The 16,507-nt window shown below is 73.7% G+C and carries 12 protein-coding genes; 8 read left to right on the top strand and 4 right to left on the bottom strand.

Translation table 11 applies throughout. The features are described from left to right. Nucleotides 1-141 precede the first annotated feature (141 nt). The 4 genes from ACWCXX_RS02750 to ACWCXX_RS02735 all read left to right on the top strand — a co-directional run bounded on the left by ACWCXX_RS02750 (nt 142) and on the right by ACWCXX_RS02735 (nt 4,221). Nucleotides 142-1,152, top strand: a complete 1,011-nt coding sequence (locus ACWCXX_RS02750; RefSeq protein WP_451123601.1) for a FecCD family ABC transporter permease — start codon at nt 142-144, stop codon at nt 1,150-1,152. Beyond that, the gene (locus ACWCXX_RS02745) at nt 1,149-2,237 is read left to right on the top strand and encodes a FecCD family ABC transporter permease (RefSeq protein ID WP_451123599.1); all 1,089 of its coding nucleotides are present in this window, start codon (nt 1,149-1,151) and stop codon (nt 2,235-2,237) included. Before ACWCXX_RS02750 ends, ACWCXX_RS02745 begins: the two co-directional genes overlap by 4 nt. Then, the gene (locus tag ACWCXX_RS02740) at nt 2,234-3,112 is read left to right on the top strand and encodes an ABC transporter ATP-binding protein (RefSeq protein WP_451123597.1); all 879 of its coding nucleotides are present in this window, start codon (nt 2,234-2,236) and stop codon (nt 3,110-3,112) included. The genes ACWCXX_RS02745 and ACWCXX_RS02740 overlap by 4 nt, the downstream gene beginning before the upstream one ends. A 119-nt stretch (nt 3,113-3,231) precedes the next feature. Then, nucleotides 3,232-4,221 carry an ABC transporter substrate-binding protein gene (locus tag ACWCXX_RS02735; protein WP_451123595.1) on the top strand — a complete coding sequence of 330 codons (990 nt, stop codon included), beginning with the start codon at nt 3,232-3,234 and terminating at the stop codon, nt 4,219-4,221. A 97-nt stretch (nt 4,222-4,318) separates the two neighbouring features. Here the strand turns inward: ACWCXX_RS02735 and ACWCXX_RS02730 are convergent, their stop codons facing one another. After that, nucleotides 4,319-5,590 (bottom strand): hypothetical protein, encoded by a 1,272-nt coding sequence (locus ACWCXX_RS02730; RefSeq protein WP_451123593.1) that lies wholly within the window; start codon nt 5,588-5,590, stop codon nt 4,319-4,321. A 184-nt stretch (nt 5,591-5,774) separates the two neighbouring features. Here ACWCXX_RS02730 and ACWCXX_RS02725 point away from each other — a divergent pair, with 184 nt between their 5' ends. Both ACWCXX_RS02725 and ACWCXX_RS02720 read left to right on the top strand, forming a co-directional pair. Further along, nucleotides 5,775-8,309, top strand: a complete 2,535-nt coding sequence (locus tag ACWCXX_RS02725; RefSeq protein WP_451123591.1) for a helicase-associated domain-containing protein — start codon at nt 5,775-5,777, stop codon at nt 8,307-8,309. Nucleotides 8,310-8,489: 180 nt separating this feature from the next. Next, nucleotides 8,490-10,133: a DNA repair helicase XPB gene (locus ACWCXX_RS02720; protein ID WP_451123589.1), complete on the top strand. Its 1,644-nt coding sequence runs from the start codon at nt 8,490-8,492 to the stop codon at nt 10,131-10,133. 36 nt (nt 10,134-10,169) lie between these two features. Here the strand turns inward: ACWCXX_RS02720 and ACWCXX_RS02715 are convergent, their stop codons facing one another. Then, nucleotides 10,170-10,361 (bottom strand): hypothetical protein, encoded by a 192-nt coding sequence (locus ACWCXX_RS02715; RefSeq protein ID WP_451123587.1) that lies wholly within the window; start codon nt 10,359-10,361, stop codon nt 10,170-10,172. Nucleotides 10,362-10,600: 239 nt separating this feature from the next. Continuing rightward, nucleotides 10,601-11,581, bottom strand: a complete 981-nt coding sequence (locus ACWCXX_RS02710; protein WP_451124334.1) for a pyridoxal-phosphate dependent enzyme — start codon at nt 11,579-11,581, stop codon at nt 10,601-10,603. 460 nt (nt 11,582-12,041) lie between these two features. Between ACWCXX_RS02710 and ACWCXX_RS02705 the strand changes: the two genes are divergently transcribed. Next, nucleotides 12,042-14,174 (top strand): HelD family protein, encoded by a 2,133-nt coding sequence (locus ACWCXX_RS02705; RefSeq protein WP_451124332.1) that lies wholly within the window; start codon nt 12,042-12,044, stop codon nt 14,172-14,174. 100 nt (nt 14,175-14,274) lie between these two features. Here ACWCXX_RS02705 and ACWCXX_RS02700 read toward each other — a convergent pair whose 3' ends face one another. Next, a complete protein-coding gene (locus tag ACWCXX_RS02700) occupies nt 14,275-14,964 on the bottom strand; it encodes a copper homeostasis protein CutC (protein ID WP_451123585.1) in 690 nt (229 codons plus the stop codon). Between the two features lie 247 nt (nt 14,965-15,211). On the opposite strand from ACWCXX_RS02700, the gene ACWCXX_RS02695 reads away from it, so the two are divergent. Continuing rightward, nucleotides 15,212-16,507: heavy metal translocating P-type ATPase (locus ACWCXX_RS02695; protein ID WP_451123583.1), on the top strand; the 1,296-nt coding region annotated here is incomplete at its 3' end.

The following is a 16,507-nucleotide window of genomic DNA, read 5'->3' as shown; positions in this document are numbered from 1 at the left end:
TGCGGAAGCGGGGGTGGGTGCGGAAGCGGGGCGGGTGTGGTGGGTGGGGCGTCGGGTCGACCCGGTGGGGCTCTGTGGTCCGAAATCGGCGGTGCTTAGACTTAGCCAAGCCTAACTTTGCTTCGCTCTCGATTGGGTCCGATGTCAGCCGTCGCTCCACGCCGCTCCAGACGCGCACTCGCGACGGCGGCGGCCGTCGTGGCGCTGCTGGCGGCGGTACTTCTCAGCCTCGCCGTGGGGGCCCGTTCCATACCCCCGTCCGAGGTGTTCGACGCCCTGCTGAACGGCGGGCACTCCGACAACGCCGAGGTCGTCCGGAACCTGCGCGTGCCGCGCACCCTGATCGGGCTGATGGTCGGCGCCGGACTGGCCCTCGCGGGCACGGTGCTCCAGGGCATCACCCGCAACCCCATCGCCGACCCCGGCATCCTCGGCATCAGCCAGGGCGCGTCGGTGGGCGTGGTGCTGGCCATCGCGTACGCCGGTGTCCACACCCTGACGGGGTACGTGTGGTTCGGGTTCACGGGGGCGGCGATCGCCTCCGTCGCCGTGTACGCCGTCGCGTCGAGCGGGCGCGGGGGCGCCACCCCCGTGAAGCTCGCCCTGGGCGGCGCCGCGATCAACGCGCTGCTGGTGTCCGTGACCTCGGCGGTGCTGACGACCAAGGCGTCCGCGCTGGACGAGTTCCGCTTCTGGCAGGTCGGCTCGCTCGGCGGGCGCGAGGCCGACATCGCCCAGCAGATCTGGCCGTTCATGCTGCTCGGAACGGTCCTCGTGCTGTCCGTGGCACGCGGTCTCGACGCGCTGGCGCTCGGCGAGGACCTGGCGAAGGGCCTCGGGCAGAAGGTCGCGACGGTACGGATCGTCGGCGGCGTCGGGGCCACGGTGCTGACCGGTGCCGGGGTCGCGGCGGCCGGGCCGATCGCGTTCATCGGACTCGCCGTCCCGCACCTCGCCCGCGCGATCGTCGGCTCCGACCACCGCTGGGTGCTGCCGATGGCCGCACTGCTCGGGCCCGTGATGCTGCTCGTCTCCGACGTCGTCGGCCGGGTCCTGTTCCCGCCGAGCGAGGTCCCGGCGGGCGTGATGACGGCACTGATCGGCGTTCCGTTCCTGGTCACCCTGGTACGCCGGAAGGCGGTGCCCGCATGAGCACCGGGACGAAGACGGAGGTGCGGGTGCGGCCCGCCGGGTACGGCGTCGTACGGATCGGGGCGCGGGGCCGGTTCCTGCTGCACCGCCGGGCGGCCCTCGTCGCCGTCGCCCTCGTGGTCCTGCTGGCCGCGGTCTGTGTCGCGTACCTCTGCGTCGGCGAGAGCTTCGTGGCGCCCGGCGAGGTCGTGAAGGTGGTCCTGGGGCAGCCGTCCCCGGACGAGCTGGTGGTCGGCACCCTGCGGCTGCCGCGGATGGTCGTGGGGCTGCTGGTCGGCGCGGCGTTCGGGATCGCCGGCGCACTGATCCAGACCGTCGCCCGCAACCCCCTCGCAAGCCCCGACATCATCGGCATCAGCCAGGGCGCGAGCGCGCTCACGGTCGGCGCGATGACCTTCGGCGTCACCTCGTACACCGTCCTGCCGTACCTGTCCGTCATCGGCGGGGTGGCCGCGGCGGCGCTCGTGTACGTCTTCGCGTGGCGCGGCGGTCTGCACGCGGCCCGTTTCGTCCTCATCGGCATCGGCTTCGCCATCGCGCTGCGGTCGGTCACCACGCTGTTCATGACGAAGGGCGACTACCTGGTCGCCCAGCAGGCCAAGGTCTGGATGACCGGCTCGCTCAACGGCCGCGGCTGGGACCAGGCCGCGCCGCTCGGCTGGACACTGCTGCTCCTCGCCCCGGCCCTCCTGTGGGCCGCCCGCGCGCAGCGCACCGTCTCGCTGGACGACGACACCGCGACCGCGCTCGGGGTGCGGCTCGGGCGGGTGCGGCTGGGGCTCGTCGCCCTCGGGGTGGTCCTGGCGTCCGTGGCGACCGGCACGGCCGGGCCGGTCGACTTCGTGGCGCTGCTCGCCCCGCAGATCGCCCGCCGGACGACCCGCACCGCGCAGATCCCGCTGCTCTGCTCGGCACTGCTCGGCGCGGTGATCGTGGTGTTCGCGGACCTGCTCGCGCGCAAGCTCTTCTCGCCCACCGAACTGCCGGTGGGCGTCCTGACGGCGGCGGTCGGCGCCCCGTACCTGATCTGGCTGATCGTCCGCGGACGGGACGGCGGTCGCGGCCGCAATGGAGGCACCGCATGAGTTCGACCCGTACGTCCGAGACCGGGACCGGGACGGGGGCGGAAGCGCCCGCGACCGGTCGGCTCGCCGCGCGGGGGCTGACGCTCTCGTACGAGGACCGCACCGTCGTCCACGAGCTGGACCTCACCGTGCCGGACGGCCGGGTGACGGTCATCGTCGGCCCGAACGCCTGCGGCAAGTCGACCACCCTGCGCGCGCTCGGCCGGCTGCTCAAGCCGCGCGGCGGTTCGGTGCTCCTCGACGGCACCGAGCTGTCGAAGATCCCCACGCGGAAGATCGCCCAGTCGATCGGACTGCTGCCGCAGACCCCGGTGGCCCCGGAGGCGATCACCGTCTCCGACCTCGTCGCCCGCGGCCGGCAGCCGCACCAGCACTGGTGGCAGCAGTGGTCGGACGAGGACGAGCGGGCGGTGACGGACGCGATGGAGCGCACGGACGTCGCCGCGCTCGGCGACCGGTCGGTGGACGAGCTGTCCGGCGGGCAGCGCCAGCGGGTCTGGATCGCGATGGCACTCGCCCAGGAGACCGACCTGCTGCTGCTCGACGAGCCGACCACGTACCTCGACATCGCGCACCAGGTGGAGGTCCTGGACCTGGTGCGCCGGCTCACCGCCCCGGCGGTGGACGGCACCCGCGGCCGGACCGTCGTCACCGTGCTCCACGACCTCAACCAGGCCGCCCGTTACGCGGACCACCTGGTCGCCATGAAGGCGGGCCGGATCGTCGCCGAGGGCCGCCCGGAGGACATCGTCACGGCCGGCCTCGTGCACGAGGTCTTCGGCCTGGAGGCGGTGATCGTCCCGGACCCGGTGACGGGTTCGCCGCTGGTGGTGCCGGGGGCGCCCTGGCAGGCCGCGCCGACGCCGACGCCGTGAACCCGCGCCCTTCCTCCCGTGGCCCGGCGCGCCGTCGTTCCTTCTCCGGCCGTCCGCGGTGACCGGCCGGCCGCCCGCGCATCCGTGACCGGCACTCCGACCCCGACGAAAGGCAGCCCATGCCCACCTCCATCCGCCGCCGCGGCCCCGTCCTCGGCGCCCTCACCCTGACCGGCGCGCTCACGCTCGGTGCCTGCGGTTCCTCGGACTCCGGCGGCGGTGACGGCGGGGCGGCCCGGACGCACACCGTCAAGACGGCCATGGGCGACGTCGAGGTCCCCATGGCCCCGAAGCGCGTCGTGGTCCTCGACACCGGCGAGCTGGACTCCGCGCTCAGCCTCGGCGTGCGGCCCGTCGGCGCGACGCACTCGGCGACGGAGGACGGCTTCCCCTCCTACCTGCCGGAGAGCCGGACGAAGGACATCAAGGAGGTCGGCGAGATCGCCAACCCCAACCTGGAGACCGTCGCCTCGCTGAAGCCGGACCTGATCCTCACCAGCAAGGTCCGGGACGGCGACCGCTACGAACAGCTCAGCAAGATCGCCCCCACCGTGATGACGGAGTCCACCGGAACGGCCTGGAAGGAGAACTTCCAGGTGCACGCGGAGGCGCTCGGCAAGCAGGCCGAGGCGAAGAAGGTCGTCGCCGAGTACGACGCCCACGTCGCGAAGGTGACCGGGGCGATCGGCGGGAAGGAGAAGGCGGCCGGAACGGAGGTCAACTTCGTCCGCTTCGTCGAGGGCGCCGACATCCGCATCTACGGCAAGCAGAACTACATCGGCTCGATCCTCGCCGACCTGGGCCTGGGCCGCCCCGCGATCACCGACAAGGCCAAGGACGGCTTCTCGTACGACGTGTCCCCCGAGAAGATCGACCTCGCGGACGCGGACGTCGTCTTCACGTCCACCTACGGCGACCCGGGCAAGGCGGGGACGACCAGGACGATGAACAGCGGCCTGTGGAAGGGGCTGAGGGCGTCCAGGAACGGCAAGGTCTTCAAGGTCGACGACCGGCTGTGGATCGCGGGCATCGGCTACACGGCCGCGGGCAAGATCCTCGACGAGCTCCAGGCGGACCTGACGAAGCAGGAAGCGGACCTGCCGAAGTAGGAAGCGGGGGACGGACGAGGCCCGGGGCGCCTACGGCCGGGTACGGGTACGGCTGTGCCGCCCGACCCCGTCCTCTCCCCCGCTCCGCTCCGTCCGTCTATTCCGTGCGCTTGCGCGCCCGCCACACCAGGAACGCCGCCGAGGCCAGCGCGGCCGTACGGACCACCACCGGCCACATCCCGCTCAGCACGTCGTCCATCCCGCCCCGCGGGACGGGCTCGCCCCAGCGGCCCTCGGTGCGACCCCAGAGCCAGACGACGGCGCCCGCCGCGACCACGCCCGGCAGCCCCATCGCCGCCCACTTCGCCTCCGTGCGGGACAGGGTGCGCGAGCTGTACGCGAGCAGCCAGCCGCCGGCCAGGCCCAGCCAGTTGCCCAGGGCCGCGCCGACGACCAGCAATGCGGCGGCGAGCAGCAGCAGGGGGTGGGAGAAGCCGCGGCCACTCGCCCCTTCCTCGCGGGGGGCGCGAGGGGCGCGACGGCGGAGCCCGGGTGGGCGGCGGCGTTTGGGGGGTGCCTCGTCAGCCTCGGGCGCGTCGTCCTCGGCCGCCGCCCCCTCGTCGTCCAGTGCCTCGTCCGTGCCCGCGCGCTGGGCCGGTACCGCGTCCTTCGGCGCGGGCGGCTTCAGCATGGCCGGGATCTCGACCCCGCCGACGAACCCCGGCACGTCGACGCCGTCACCGAACGGCCCCGGCTCGATCCGCCACCAGTCGGGTTCGCTCCCGGACGGCCCCAGCTCGTCCGTACCGGCCCGGTGCGGCGGCGAAGGCACCTGCCCGGCCGCCGTGCCGGGCGCACCCGAGTCGGGGCCCGATTCGGCGTCGGCCCCCGGTTCGGGGCCGGGCTTCTCCGCCCGGGGGCGCGGCGCGTCCTTGCCGGGACCGGCCTTCCGGAGCACCCCCTTGAGCGATGTGCGCGGGTCGAACGACGTGCGCGGGCGGGGAACGTCCGGCCCCGCCCCCGGCTTCCCCGCCGCTTCCCCGACCCGGCCCGCACTCGCCGTACTTCCCGCGCTTCCCGTACTTCCCGCGTCCGCCGGTGTGCTCGTCGGCGTGCTTGTCGACGTACTCGCCGACCGTCCCGGCTGTTCGGTTCGCCCGGTTCGCCCGGTCCGGTCCGGAAGCTCGACCGTCCCGTCCGCCGACGCGGCCGCCGCGGCGACCAGTTCGTCCGGCGTGCCGAGTTTCCCGATGATGCGGCGGACCGCCGCCGGAGAGTCCGCGGACTGCTTTCCGCGCTGCCGGTCGATCTCGCCCCGGAGCTCGGCGACGAGCCTCATCCGGGTGCCCGAGGACAGCTGTTGCTGCTGGGCCAGGTCCCCGACCCGGCTCAGGTAGTCGTAGACCAGCTGGTCGCTCTCGATCCCCACGCGTCGATTCCCCTCTACCGCCCTGCACCGACGGTAGCGTCCCGGCCCCGTCCCGAACGACTGCCGTGACAACTGCCACGGCGACTGTCGTGACGACTGCCGCGACGCGGGCGGTGCCGGACAGCCGCCCGCCCCGGAGCGGATGGCGACCTCCCGGGGGCGGATGGGGACTACCGTGGGGCGGATGGGGATGACCACACCACCGCGGACGCTCGCCGAAGCCCTCCGCGCCCGGGACGACGAGTCGTTGGCCGGACTGCTGCGCGCCCGCCCCGATCTCCTCAACCCCGTGCCGGGCGACATCACCCAGCTCGCGACGAGAGCCGGCACCCGCGCCTCCGTCGTACGCGCGCTGGAGCACCTCGACAAGTTCGCCCTGCAGACCGCCGAAGCACTCGCGGTGGCGCCCGACCCCGCCCCGTACGGAACGCTGCTCGGCCTGCTCACCGGCGACGGGCACGACGGCCCCGACCAGGGCGGCGGCGCGGACGCGGTGCCCGCGGACACGGTGATCGCGAACAAGGCAATCGCGGACGCGCTGCCCGGCGCCCTGGCCACCCTGCGCGAACAGGCCCTCGTCTGGGGGGACGACGAGCGGCTGCGTCTGGTGCGCACCGCGCGCGAACTCCTCGCCCCGTCCCCGCAGCACCCCTCCCCCACCGGTCTCGGGCCGACCGTCGCCGAGGCGACCTCCGGGATGTCCCCCGGCCGCCTCCAGGAGATCCTGGCCGCCGCCGGGCTGCCCGCCACCCACGACCCGGTCTCCGCCGTGGCGTCCCTGACCGGGCTGTTCACCGACCGGGCGCGGATGGGCGAGCTGCTGGACACCGCCCCCGCCGAGGCCCTGTCCGTGCTGGACCGGCTGGTGTGGGGGCCGCCGTACGGGGAGATCACCCCGAACCCCACCCCGCCCGTGAAGTGGCTGCGCGACCGGGGGCTGCTGCTGCCCGTGGCCACCCGCACCGTGGTGCTGCCCCGCGAGGCCGCCCTGCACCTGCGGGCCGGCCGCGCCCACCGCGTACCGGAACCGCGACCGCCGGCCGTGGAGGCGGTCGCCCAACGCGATCCACAGGCTGTGGACAGCGCCGCGGCCGGTCAGGCGTTCCTGGCGGTGAGCACCGTCGAGGAACTGCTGAAGAGCTGGAACGGCGGCGGCCCCCCGATACTGCGCTCCGGCGGGCTCAGCGTCCGCGACCTGAAGAGGACGGCCGCCGCCCTCGAAGTCCCCGAACCGGTCGCCGCGTTCTGGGCCGAGACCGCCTACGCGGCCGGGCTGCTGGCCTCCGACGGGGAGGCCGACGAACGGTACGCCCCGACGCCCGCGTACGACGACTGGGTCGAACTCCCCGCCCAGGAACGGTGGGTGGCCCTCGCCACCGCCTGGCTCGCCGCCACCCGCACCCCGGGGCTGGTCGGCGGCCAGGACGCCAAGGGCCGGGCCCTGTCCGCGCTCGGCCCCGAACTCGACCGCTCCGCCGCCCCGGAGGTGCGCCACCGGGTCCTCGCGCTCCTCGCCGCCCTCGACCCGGGCACCGCCCCCGACCCGGAGACCGTGCTCGCCCGGCTCCGCTGGGAACGCCCCCTGCGCGGCGCCGCACCCTCCACCGCGTCCACTGCTTCGGCATCCGGTGCTTCCGCGTCCGGCGCTTCGGGAGGGGGCGCGGACCTGCGGTCGCGGATCGCGCTGTGGACGCTCAACGAATCGGAACTCCTCGGCATCACCGGCCGCGGGGCGCTCGCCGCGCACACCCGCGCCCTGCTCGACTCCGGGCCCGCCGAGGCCGCCGCGCTGCTCGCGCCCCTGATCCCGGAGCCGCTGGACCACGTCCTGCTCCAGGCCGACCTCACGGCCGTCGCCCCCGGCCCACTGGAACGCCCCCTGGCCGACATGCTCTCCGCCCTCGCGGACATCGAGTCGAAGGGCGGCGCGACGGTCTACCGGTTCACCCCCGGGTCTGTGCGCCGTGCCCTGGACGCCGGGCAGTCCGCGGCCGACCTGCACGCGTTCCTCGCCGCCCACAGCCGCACGCCGGTCCCGCAGCCGCTCAGCTACCTCATCGACGACGTCGCCCGCCGCCACGGCCATCTGCGGATCGGCGCCGCCTCCTCGTACGTGCGCTGCGACGACGAGGCCGTGCTGAACGAGATCCTCGCCGACCGGCGTTCGGTCACCCTGCGCCTGCGCCGCCTCGCGCCGACGGCCCTGGCCGCCCAGGTCGATCCCGCGTCCCTGCTCGACGGGCTGCGCGAGATGGGCTACGCCCCGGCTGCCGAGTCCGCCGAGGGCGACGTCCTGATCACCCGCGCGGGCGCCCGCCGCACCCCGCCCCGCACACCCCCCGCCCCCGTCCCCGAGGGCCCGCCGGTACCCGACGACACCCTGCTCGGCGCGGCGGTACGGGCGATCCGTGCCGGGGACACCGCCGCCACGGTGGCCCGCAAGGACACCCCGGAGTCCCCCGCGGCCACGCCCGGCACCCTGCCCCGCACGACCTCCGCCGAGACCCTCGCCACCGTCCAGGCCGCCGTCCTGACCGGCTCGGCGCTCTGGATCGGCTACGTCAACGCGGACGGCGCGGCCAGCCAACGCGTCATCGCCCCGGTCCGGGTCGAGGGCGGCTTCGTCACGGCGTACGACCACACGGCGGACGAGATCCGCACCTACCCCCTGCACCGCATCACCGGCGTCGCCGAACTCGCCGACGACACCACGGCCTGAGCACCGGTACGAGCACCGGCCCCGATACCGTCCCGAGCCCCGGGACCGGGCCGGCGCTCGGGGCGGGTCCGTGCGCGACGACACACGCGCCATGTCCCCTTCATGCGGCACACTGGACGTTTGGCCGTTGCCGGTCGTCCCGGCTGTTCCCGGCCGTCTCCGCAACAGAAAGGGCCGTACGTGACCGGACCCCTCATCGTCCAGAGCGACAAGACACTGCTTCTCGAAGTCGATCACGACCAGGCCGACGCCTGCCGTCGTGCCATCGCGCCCTTCGCCGAACTGGAGCGCGCGCCCGAGCACATCCACACCTACCGGCTGACCCCGCTCGGGCTGTGGAACGCGCGGGCCGCGGGGCACGACGCCGAGCAGGTGGTCGACGCCCTCGTGCAGTACTCGCGGTACCCCGTTCCGCACGCGCTGCTCGTCGACATCGCCGAGACGATGGCCAGGTACGGCCGCCTCACGCTCTCCAAGCATCCGGTGCACGGGCTGGTGCTGACCTCCACCGACCGGCCCGTGCTGGAGGAGGTCCTGCGCTCGAAGAAGGTGCAGCCGCTGGTCGGGGCGCGCATCGACGCGGACACCGTGGCCGTGCACCCGTCCGAGCGCGGGCAGATCAAGCAGACCCTGCTGAAGCTGGGCTGGCCCGCCGAGGACCTCGCCGGTTACGTGGACGGCGAGGCGCACCGCATCGAGCTCGTCGAGGACGGCTGGACGCTGCGCCCGTACCAGAAGCAGGCCGTCGAGGGGTTCTGGCACGGCGGTTCGGGTGTGGTCGTGCTGCCCTGCGGTGCGGGGAAGACGCTGGTCGGGGCCGGGGCGATGGACCGGGCCAAGGCGACCACGCTGATCCTGGTGACCAACACCGTCTCGGCCCGGCAGTGGAAGCACGAGCTGGTGAAGCGGACCTCGCTGACCGAGGACGAGATCGGCGAGTACAGCGGTACGCGCAAGGAGATCCGGCCGGTCACCATCGCCACGTACCAGGTGCTGACGACGCGTCGCAAGGGCGTCTACCCGCACCTGGAGCTGTTCGACTCGCGCGACTGGGGACTGGTGATCTACGACGAGGTGCACCTGCTGCCCGCGCCCGTCTTCAAGTTCACCGCCGATCTCCAGGCGCGGCGGCGCCTCGGCCTCACCGCGACGCTGGTGCGCGAGGACGGCCGGGAGTCGGACGTCTTCTCCCTGATCGGGCCCAAGCGGTTCGACGCCCCGTGGAAGGAGATCGAGGCGCAGGGCTACATCGCGCCCGCCGACTGCGTCGAGGTGCGGGTCAATCTGACGGACTCGGAGCGCCTCGCGTACGCGACCGCCGAGGCCGAGGAGAAGTACCGGTTCTGTGCGACGACCGCGACGAAGCGGAAGGTCACGGAGGCCCTGGTGCGCAGGCACCGCGGCGAACAGACCCTGGTCATCGGGCAGTACATCGACCAGCTCGACGAGCTGGGCGAGCATCTGGACGCCCCGGTGATCAAGGGCGAGACGAGCAATGCCCAGCGCGAGAAGCTCTTCGACGCCTTCCGGCGGGGCGAGCTCAACGTCCTGGTGGTGTCGAAGGTCGCGAACTTCTCCATCGACCTGCCGGAGGCCACCGTCGCCATCCAGGTGTCGGGGACGTTCGGCTCGCGCCAGGAGGAGGCGCAGCGGCTCGGCCGGGTGCTGCGTCCGAAGGCCGACGGGCACGAGGCGCGGTTCTACTCGGTGGTCGCCCGCGACACGATCGACCAGGACTTCGCGGCGCACCGCCAGCGGTTCCTGGCCGAGCAGGGGTACGCGTACCGGATCGTCGACGCGGACGAGCTGCTGTCCGGGAGCTGAGGCAGCGACCGGCGCACGGGGAAACGGTCCGCGTGCTCAGCGGGAGCGGCGGCGTATGCCCGCTTCCTCGGCGTACTCGCCGAGCACGACCACGCCGAACGCGGCGCGGACGAAGACCTTGACGGCACGCGCCGCGTCGCCGATGCGGTGGGTGTGGTGGTGACCGGTGGCCGCGGTCGCGCCGTGCGCGGGGTCGGTCCTGCGGGGGTTCAGGGTGACGGTGCTCATGTGTTCCATGGTCCTGCGCCGGGCCCCCGCGGGCATCGGCCCGTGGATTGAACCGGCGCACGACCCGTGTAGACCTCCGGTCGCATCCCGTCCCCTACGGGATGGACCCGCAGGTGGACGGCTGGGTGGACCGGTGGATCGGGCGGGATGCCGGGGAACACCGGAAAGTGCCGGGGAGTGCCAGGAAACGCGGGGCCCGTGGGGCAGCCGGGGAGAGGTCGGGGGTACTCAGGGAGAGGTCAGGGGTGCTCGGGGAGGGGTCGGCGCAGTCCGAAGCGGTCGGCCCAGGCGGTCATGTCGGCGGTCGTCGCGTTGCCGCCGCAGACCACCAGGCCCAGCCTCGCGTCCCCGCCGACGCGCTCCAGCACCCGGCGCGCCGCGGGCAGCAGGCATCCGGCGGCCGGCTCGGCCCAGACCTTCGCGTGGTCGGCCAGATCGAGGGTGCCCCGCACGGCCTCCGCGTCGCTCACCGTGAGCACGTCGGTGACCAGCGACGAGACGTGCTCGTAGGTGAGCCGTGAGGCGCTGGGGGCGCTCAGCGTCGAGACGATCGAGGACAGTTCGACCGGCACCGGCCCGCCGGAGGCCAGGGCCTGCGACATCGCCCGCGCGCCCTCGGTCTCCACGCCCCAGATCCGTACCCCGGGACGGAGCGCGTGCAGCGCGGCGGCGACGCCGGAGATCAGTCCCCCGCCGCCGATGCTGACGAGTACGTCGGTCAGCTCCCCGGCGTCCTGCGCGAACTCCAGGCCGACGGTGCCCTGGGCGGCGATGACGACCGGGTCGTCGAAGGGATGGACGAGGGCGAGGCCCTTGGCCCGGAACTCGTCCACGAGGGCGAACGCCTCGTCCATGGTGTCGACGAGGACGACACTCGCCCCGGCGGCCTCGGCGACGGCCACGGCACGGCCCGGGGCGGACCGCGGCATGACGACGGTCGCCCCGATGCCCAGCGCGCCGGCCATGACCGCGGTCGCGATGCCGTGGTTGCCGCCGCTCACCGCCACGACACCGGCGGCGCGCTCGGCTTCGCCGAGCGTGAGCAGCTTCGCCGTCGCGCCACGGGCCTTGAAGGAGCCGGTGCGCTGGAGGAGTTCCAGTTTCACGGTGACCTGTGCGCCCAGGAAGTCGGAAAGCCCGGGACTCGGCACCGTCGGGGTCCATACGACATGCCCCGCGATCCGCTCGGCTGCGGCTTCCACCTCTGCGACAGTGATCAGCACCTTCGCTCCCCCTCACCCGGTCCGAGCCGCGACGACCGGGGATCGTGCCGTCCGTGACGGAGGGCCGGCGCCCAGGTGGCACCGGCTCCACGCACGACGGGACCGATCGGGCGGCGGTTCGGTCACCCTACGCCGCGCGCGTCCCGGCCGACACGGCCCCCGCCCGGGGTGGGCGCGGTGCCGCCCCGGGTGATACGCGTTGGCCCGAATCCGGCCCGGTGGATACAATCGCCGGTCTGCCCGCCTCCCGCACCGTGGTACCGGCGGCCCGTGAGGGTCCGTGCCGGCAGCCGGGGGAGCGCCGCCGACCGGACGGAAACCGGCCGGCAGCCGTGTGCACACCCGCTGTGCGCACCCGTGATCGATTCCCGAGCGGACCGCATCACATCGTTCCCGGGTGTCGCCCGGGGGCGGGGTGCGGTTCGCCGTCCTGCGTCGAAAAGCCGGAGGCAACACCGTGCCCGCGCACGAACTCGAAAGCGACACCACCGATCCCCTGGCTCGCGAACGCGCCCATCTCGCCGCGTCCCGCTCCGCGCTGCGCGCCATGCGCGAGGACGCCCAGGCCCTCGACATCCGCGACGTCACCGCGAACTGGGTCAACGCGGCCGTCCTGCAGGCCCAGATCGACGAGCGCATCAAGTCGCTCGCCGACCTCTCCCACACCCCCCTCTTCTTCGGGCGCCTGGACTATCTGCACCGGGTCGGGGGCGATCTGGCCGAGGGTGCATCCGAAGGGGCGGCGCGCAGCGCCTCGGACAAGGGCGGTGGTGGGCGACGGGAGGGCCAGTTCTATATCGGGCGGCGCCACGTCCACGACGCCGACGGCGACCCGATGGTCATCGACTGGCGCGCGCCGGTCTCGCAGCCGTTCTACCGGGCCTCCCGGAAGGACCCGCAGGACGTCGGGCAGCGCCGCCGCTTCGGCTACACCGGCGGCGAGCTGACCGCGTACGAGGACGAGCACCTCACCGATCCCGCGGAGGCCGAGCAGGTCAGCAAGCTCCTCCAGGCGGAGATCGAGCGACCGCGCGTCGGCCCGATGCGGGACATCGTCGCGACGATCCAGCCCGAGCAGGACGAGATCGTCCGCAGCGGGCTCGGCGGGACGGTGTGCGTGCAGGGCGGGCCCGGCACCGGGAAGACGGCCGTCGGCCTGCACCGGGTCGCGTACCTGCTGTACGCGCACCGCGAGCGGCTGGCCCGTACCGGCACGCTGGTCATCGGGCCGAACCGGTCGTTCCTGCACTACATCGAGCAGGTGCTGCCCGCGCTCGGCGAGCTGGAGGTGAAGCAGGCGACCGTCGACGACCTGGTGGCGACGGCGGGCGTCGAGGTGCGCGGCACGGACGCGGCGGACGCCGCCGTCGTCAAGGGCGACGCCAGGATGGCCGAGGTGCTGCGGCGGGCGATCCGTTCGCACGTGACGCCGCCGACGGAGCCGGTCGTGGTCGTGCGCGGTTCGCGGCGCTGGCGGATTCCGGCGTACGAGCTGGAGGAGATCGTGAACGAGCTCCTGGCCCGTGAGATGCGTTACGGGGCCGCCCACGAGGCGCTTCCGCAGCGCATCGCGCACGCCGTCCTGGTCCGGATGGAGGAGGCGGGCGAGGCCCCCGACGACCGGGTGCAGAACGCGGTGGCCCGCAACCCCGCGGTGAAGGCGGCCGTGAAGGCGATCTGGCCGGCCGTCGACCCCGCCAAGCTGGTACTGCGGCTGCTGTCGGACGCGGAGTTCCTGGCCGCCCACGCCGAGGGACTGCTCGACGAGGACGAGCAGAAGACGATCCTGTGGGCGAAGCCCGCCCGGAGCGTGAAGTCGGCGAAGTGGTCGGCGGCGGACGCAGTGCTGATCGACGAGGCGAGCGATCTGGTGGCGCGCACGCACTCGCTCGGCCACGTCGTGCTCGACGAGGCGCAGGACCTGTCGCCCATGCAGTACCGGGCGGTGGGCCGCCGCTGCACGACCGGTTCGGCGACGGTGCTCGGCGATCTCGCGCAGGGCACGACGCCGTGGTCGACGGAGAGCTGGGCGCAGGCGCTGCACCACCTCGGCAAGCCGGACGCGGTGGTGGAGGAGCTGACGGCGGGCTTCCGCGTGCCGCGCGAGGTGATCGCGTACGCGTCGCGGCTGCTGCCGGTGATCTCGCCGGGCCTGGCGGCGGTGGAGTCGGTGCGCGAGTCGCCGGGTTCGCTGGAGGTGCGGCGGGTGGCCGGCCCGGCGGAGCTGGACGCGGCGGTGCTCGCGGAGTGCGCGGCATCGCTGACCCGGGAGGGGTCGATCGGCCTGATCGCGGCCGACGCCCGGATCCCGGTACTGGCCGAGGCCCTGACCGCGGCGGGGCAGCCGTACCTCTCCCCCGGCGAGGAGACCAGCGCCGAGTCCCGGCTGACGCTGGTTCCGGCCTCGCTCGCGAAGGGCCTGGAGTACGACTACGTGGTACTGGACGAGCCGGCCGCGGTGGTGGACGGGGAGCCGGACGAACGCACGGGGCTGCGCCGGCTGTACGTGGCGCTGACGCGTGCGGTGTCGGGGCTGACGGTGGTGCACTCGGCGGAGCTGCCGGACGAGCTGGCGGCACCGGAGGTCTGAGGGGTACGGGGCCGGGGCCCACGCCTCCCGGCCCCGGCCTCCGTACCTCCGGCCCGCCCGTACCGGCGGCCCCTCGGCCCCGGCCCCCGAAGCCCACCCCCTACGCGTCCAGCACCGTGCGCCACTCCCGTACCGCCGCCGCGTCCACCGGGCCGGACCATCCGTGCGGGCGGGCCGCGCCGCCGATGTGCACGGCGTCGATGCCCGCGGCCAGCAGCTCCGGCAGGTGCTCCAGGCGCAGGCCGCCGCCCACCAGGATCTGCGGCTCGTACCCGGCCTCGCCCTTGCGCGCCGCCTCGACCAGCAGCGTCGGGATGCCCTCGTCGACGCCCTTCGCCGAACCGGCGGTCAGATAGGTGTCCAGGCCGGGCAGGTCGGCCAGCTGCTTGCGCAGGGCGTCCCGGTCGGCGGCCCGGTCGATCGCCCGGTGGAAGGTCCACCGGCAGCCGTCCAGTTCGGCGACGAGGCGCTCGACGGCGACCAGGTCCGGGTTCCCCTCCTCGTCGAGGAAGCCGAACACGAACTCCTCGGCACCCGCCGCCCGCAGCTCGCGCGCCCTGGCCACGAGCTCCTCGATGTCGCCCGCCGCGAAGCCGTCCGCCAGCCTGAGCATCACCCGCAGCGGGATGTCCACCGCCGCCCGGATCTCCGCGAAGGTCGCACAGGACGGGGTCAGGCCGTCCGCCGCCATGTCGGTGACCAGCTCAAGCCGGTCCGCACCACCCGCCTGGGCGGCGACCGCGTCCTCCGCGTCGAGAGCGATCACCTCCAGGACTGCACGGTTGCTCATGGGTCCCAATCCTCCAGGAAGCAGCAATAGGTCTAGTCCAATGACCAGCCTACGGGCCGGTACGTCGAGTGCGCAGCTCAACGCCAGGCGAAGATACGCGAGGTCGGACGCGTGCCGGGCGACCGGACGCGCACACTCCGGGCTCCCGCGATATTTCCACCCTTGCAATTCATAGGGGTGGGGGGTATACATGAATCAGCAATGCATACCCCCTAGGGGTATCAAGGTCTCCGCCAGGGAGGACATCGTGTCCGCGCACACCGCCACACCCGGCCCCGGTACCGGCACCGGGACAGCCACCGGCACCACCGCAGAGGTCGAGCTCGCGATCGGCGGCATGACGTGCGCCTCCTGCGCGGCTCGCATCGAGAAGAAGCTCAACCGGATGGACGGGGTCGAGGCCACCGTCAATTACGCCACCGAGAAGGCGAAGGTCAGCTACCGGGGCGAGGACGTCTCGGTGCAGGACCTGATCGCCACCGTCGAGAAGACCGGTTACACCGCGCACGAGCCCGCGCCGCCGGCCCGCGCCGAGGGCGACGCCCCGGGCGGCGCCGCCGAGGACGACGGGGCCGAGGAGCTGCGACCGCTGCGGCAGCGGCTGTTCACCGCCGTCGCGCTCGCCGTGCCGGTGATCGCGCTGTCAATGGTCCCGGCGCTCCAGTTCGACTACTGGCAGTGGCTCTCGCTGACCCTGACGGCCCCCGTCGTCACGTACGCCGCGTGGCCGTTCCACAAGGCCGCGTTCACCAACGCCCGGCACGGCGCGGCGACGATGGACACGCTGATCTCGGTCGGCACCACGGCCGCGTTCCTCTGGTCGCTGTGGGCGCTGTTCTTCGGCACGGCGGGCATGGTCGGCATGACGCACCCCTTCGAGCTGACCATCGGCCGGAGCGACGGCGCGGGCAACATCTACCTGGAGGCCGCCGCGGGCGTCACCGCCTTCATCCTGGCCGGCCGCTACTTCGAGGCCCGGTCGAAGCGGAAGGCGGGCGCGGCCCTCAAGGCGCTCCTCGAACTCGGCGCCAAGGAGGTCACCGTGCTGCGCGGTGACCGCGAGGTGACCGTTCCGACGGCCGAACTCCAGGTCGGCGACCGGTTCCTGGTCCGCCCCGGCGAGAAGATCGCCACCGACGGCACCGTCGTCGAGGGCGCCTCGGCCGTGGACGCGTCGATGCTGACCGGCGAGTCCGTGCCCGTGGAGGTCGGCGTCGGCGACTCTGTGACCGGGGCGACCCTCAACGCGGGCGGTCGGCTCGTCGTCGAGGCGACCCGGGTCGGTGCCGACACCCAGCTGGCCCGGATGGCGAAGCTCGTCGAGGAGGCCCAGAACGGCAAGGCCGCCGCCCAGCGCCTCGCCGACCGGATCTCCGCCGTCTTCGTACCCGTCGTCATCGCGCTCGCCCTCGGCACGCTCGGCTTCTGGCTCGGCAACGGCGGCGGCCTGACCGCGGCGTTCACCGCGGCCGTCGCCGTACTGATCATCGCCTGCCCCTGCGCCCTGGGCCTGGCCACCCCCACCGCCCTCATGGTCGGCACC

This window comes from Streptomyces sp. NPDC001732 (assembly GCF_053596315.1).
This window is presented reverse-complemented; position numbering and strand designations above follow the sequence as displayed.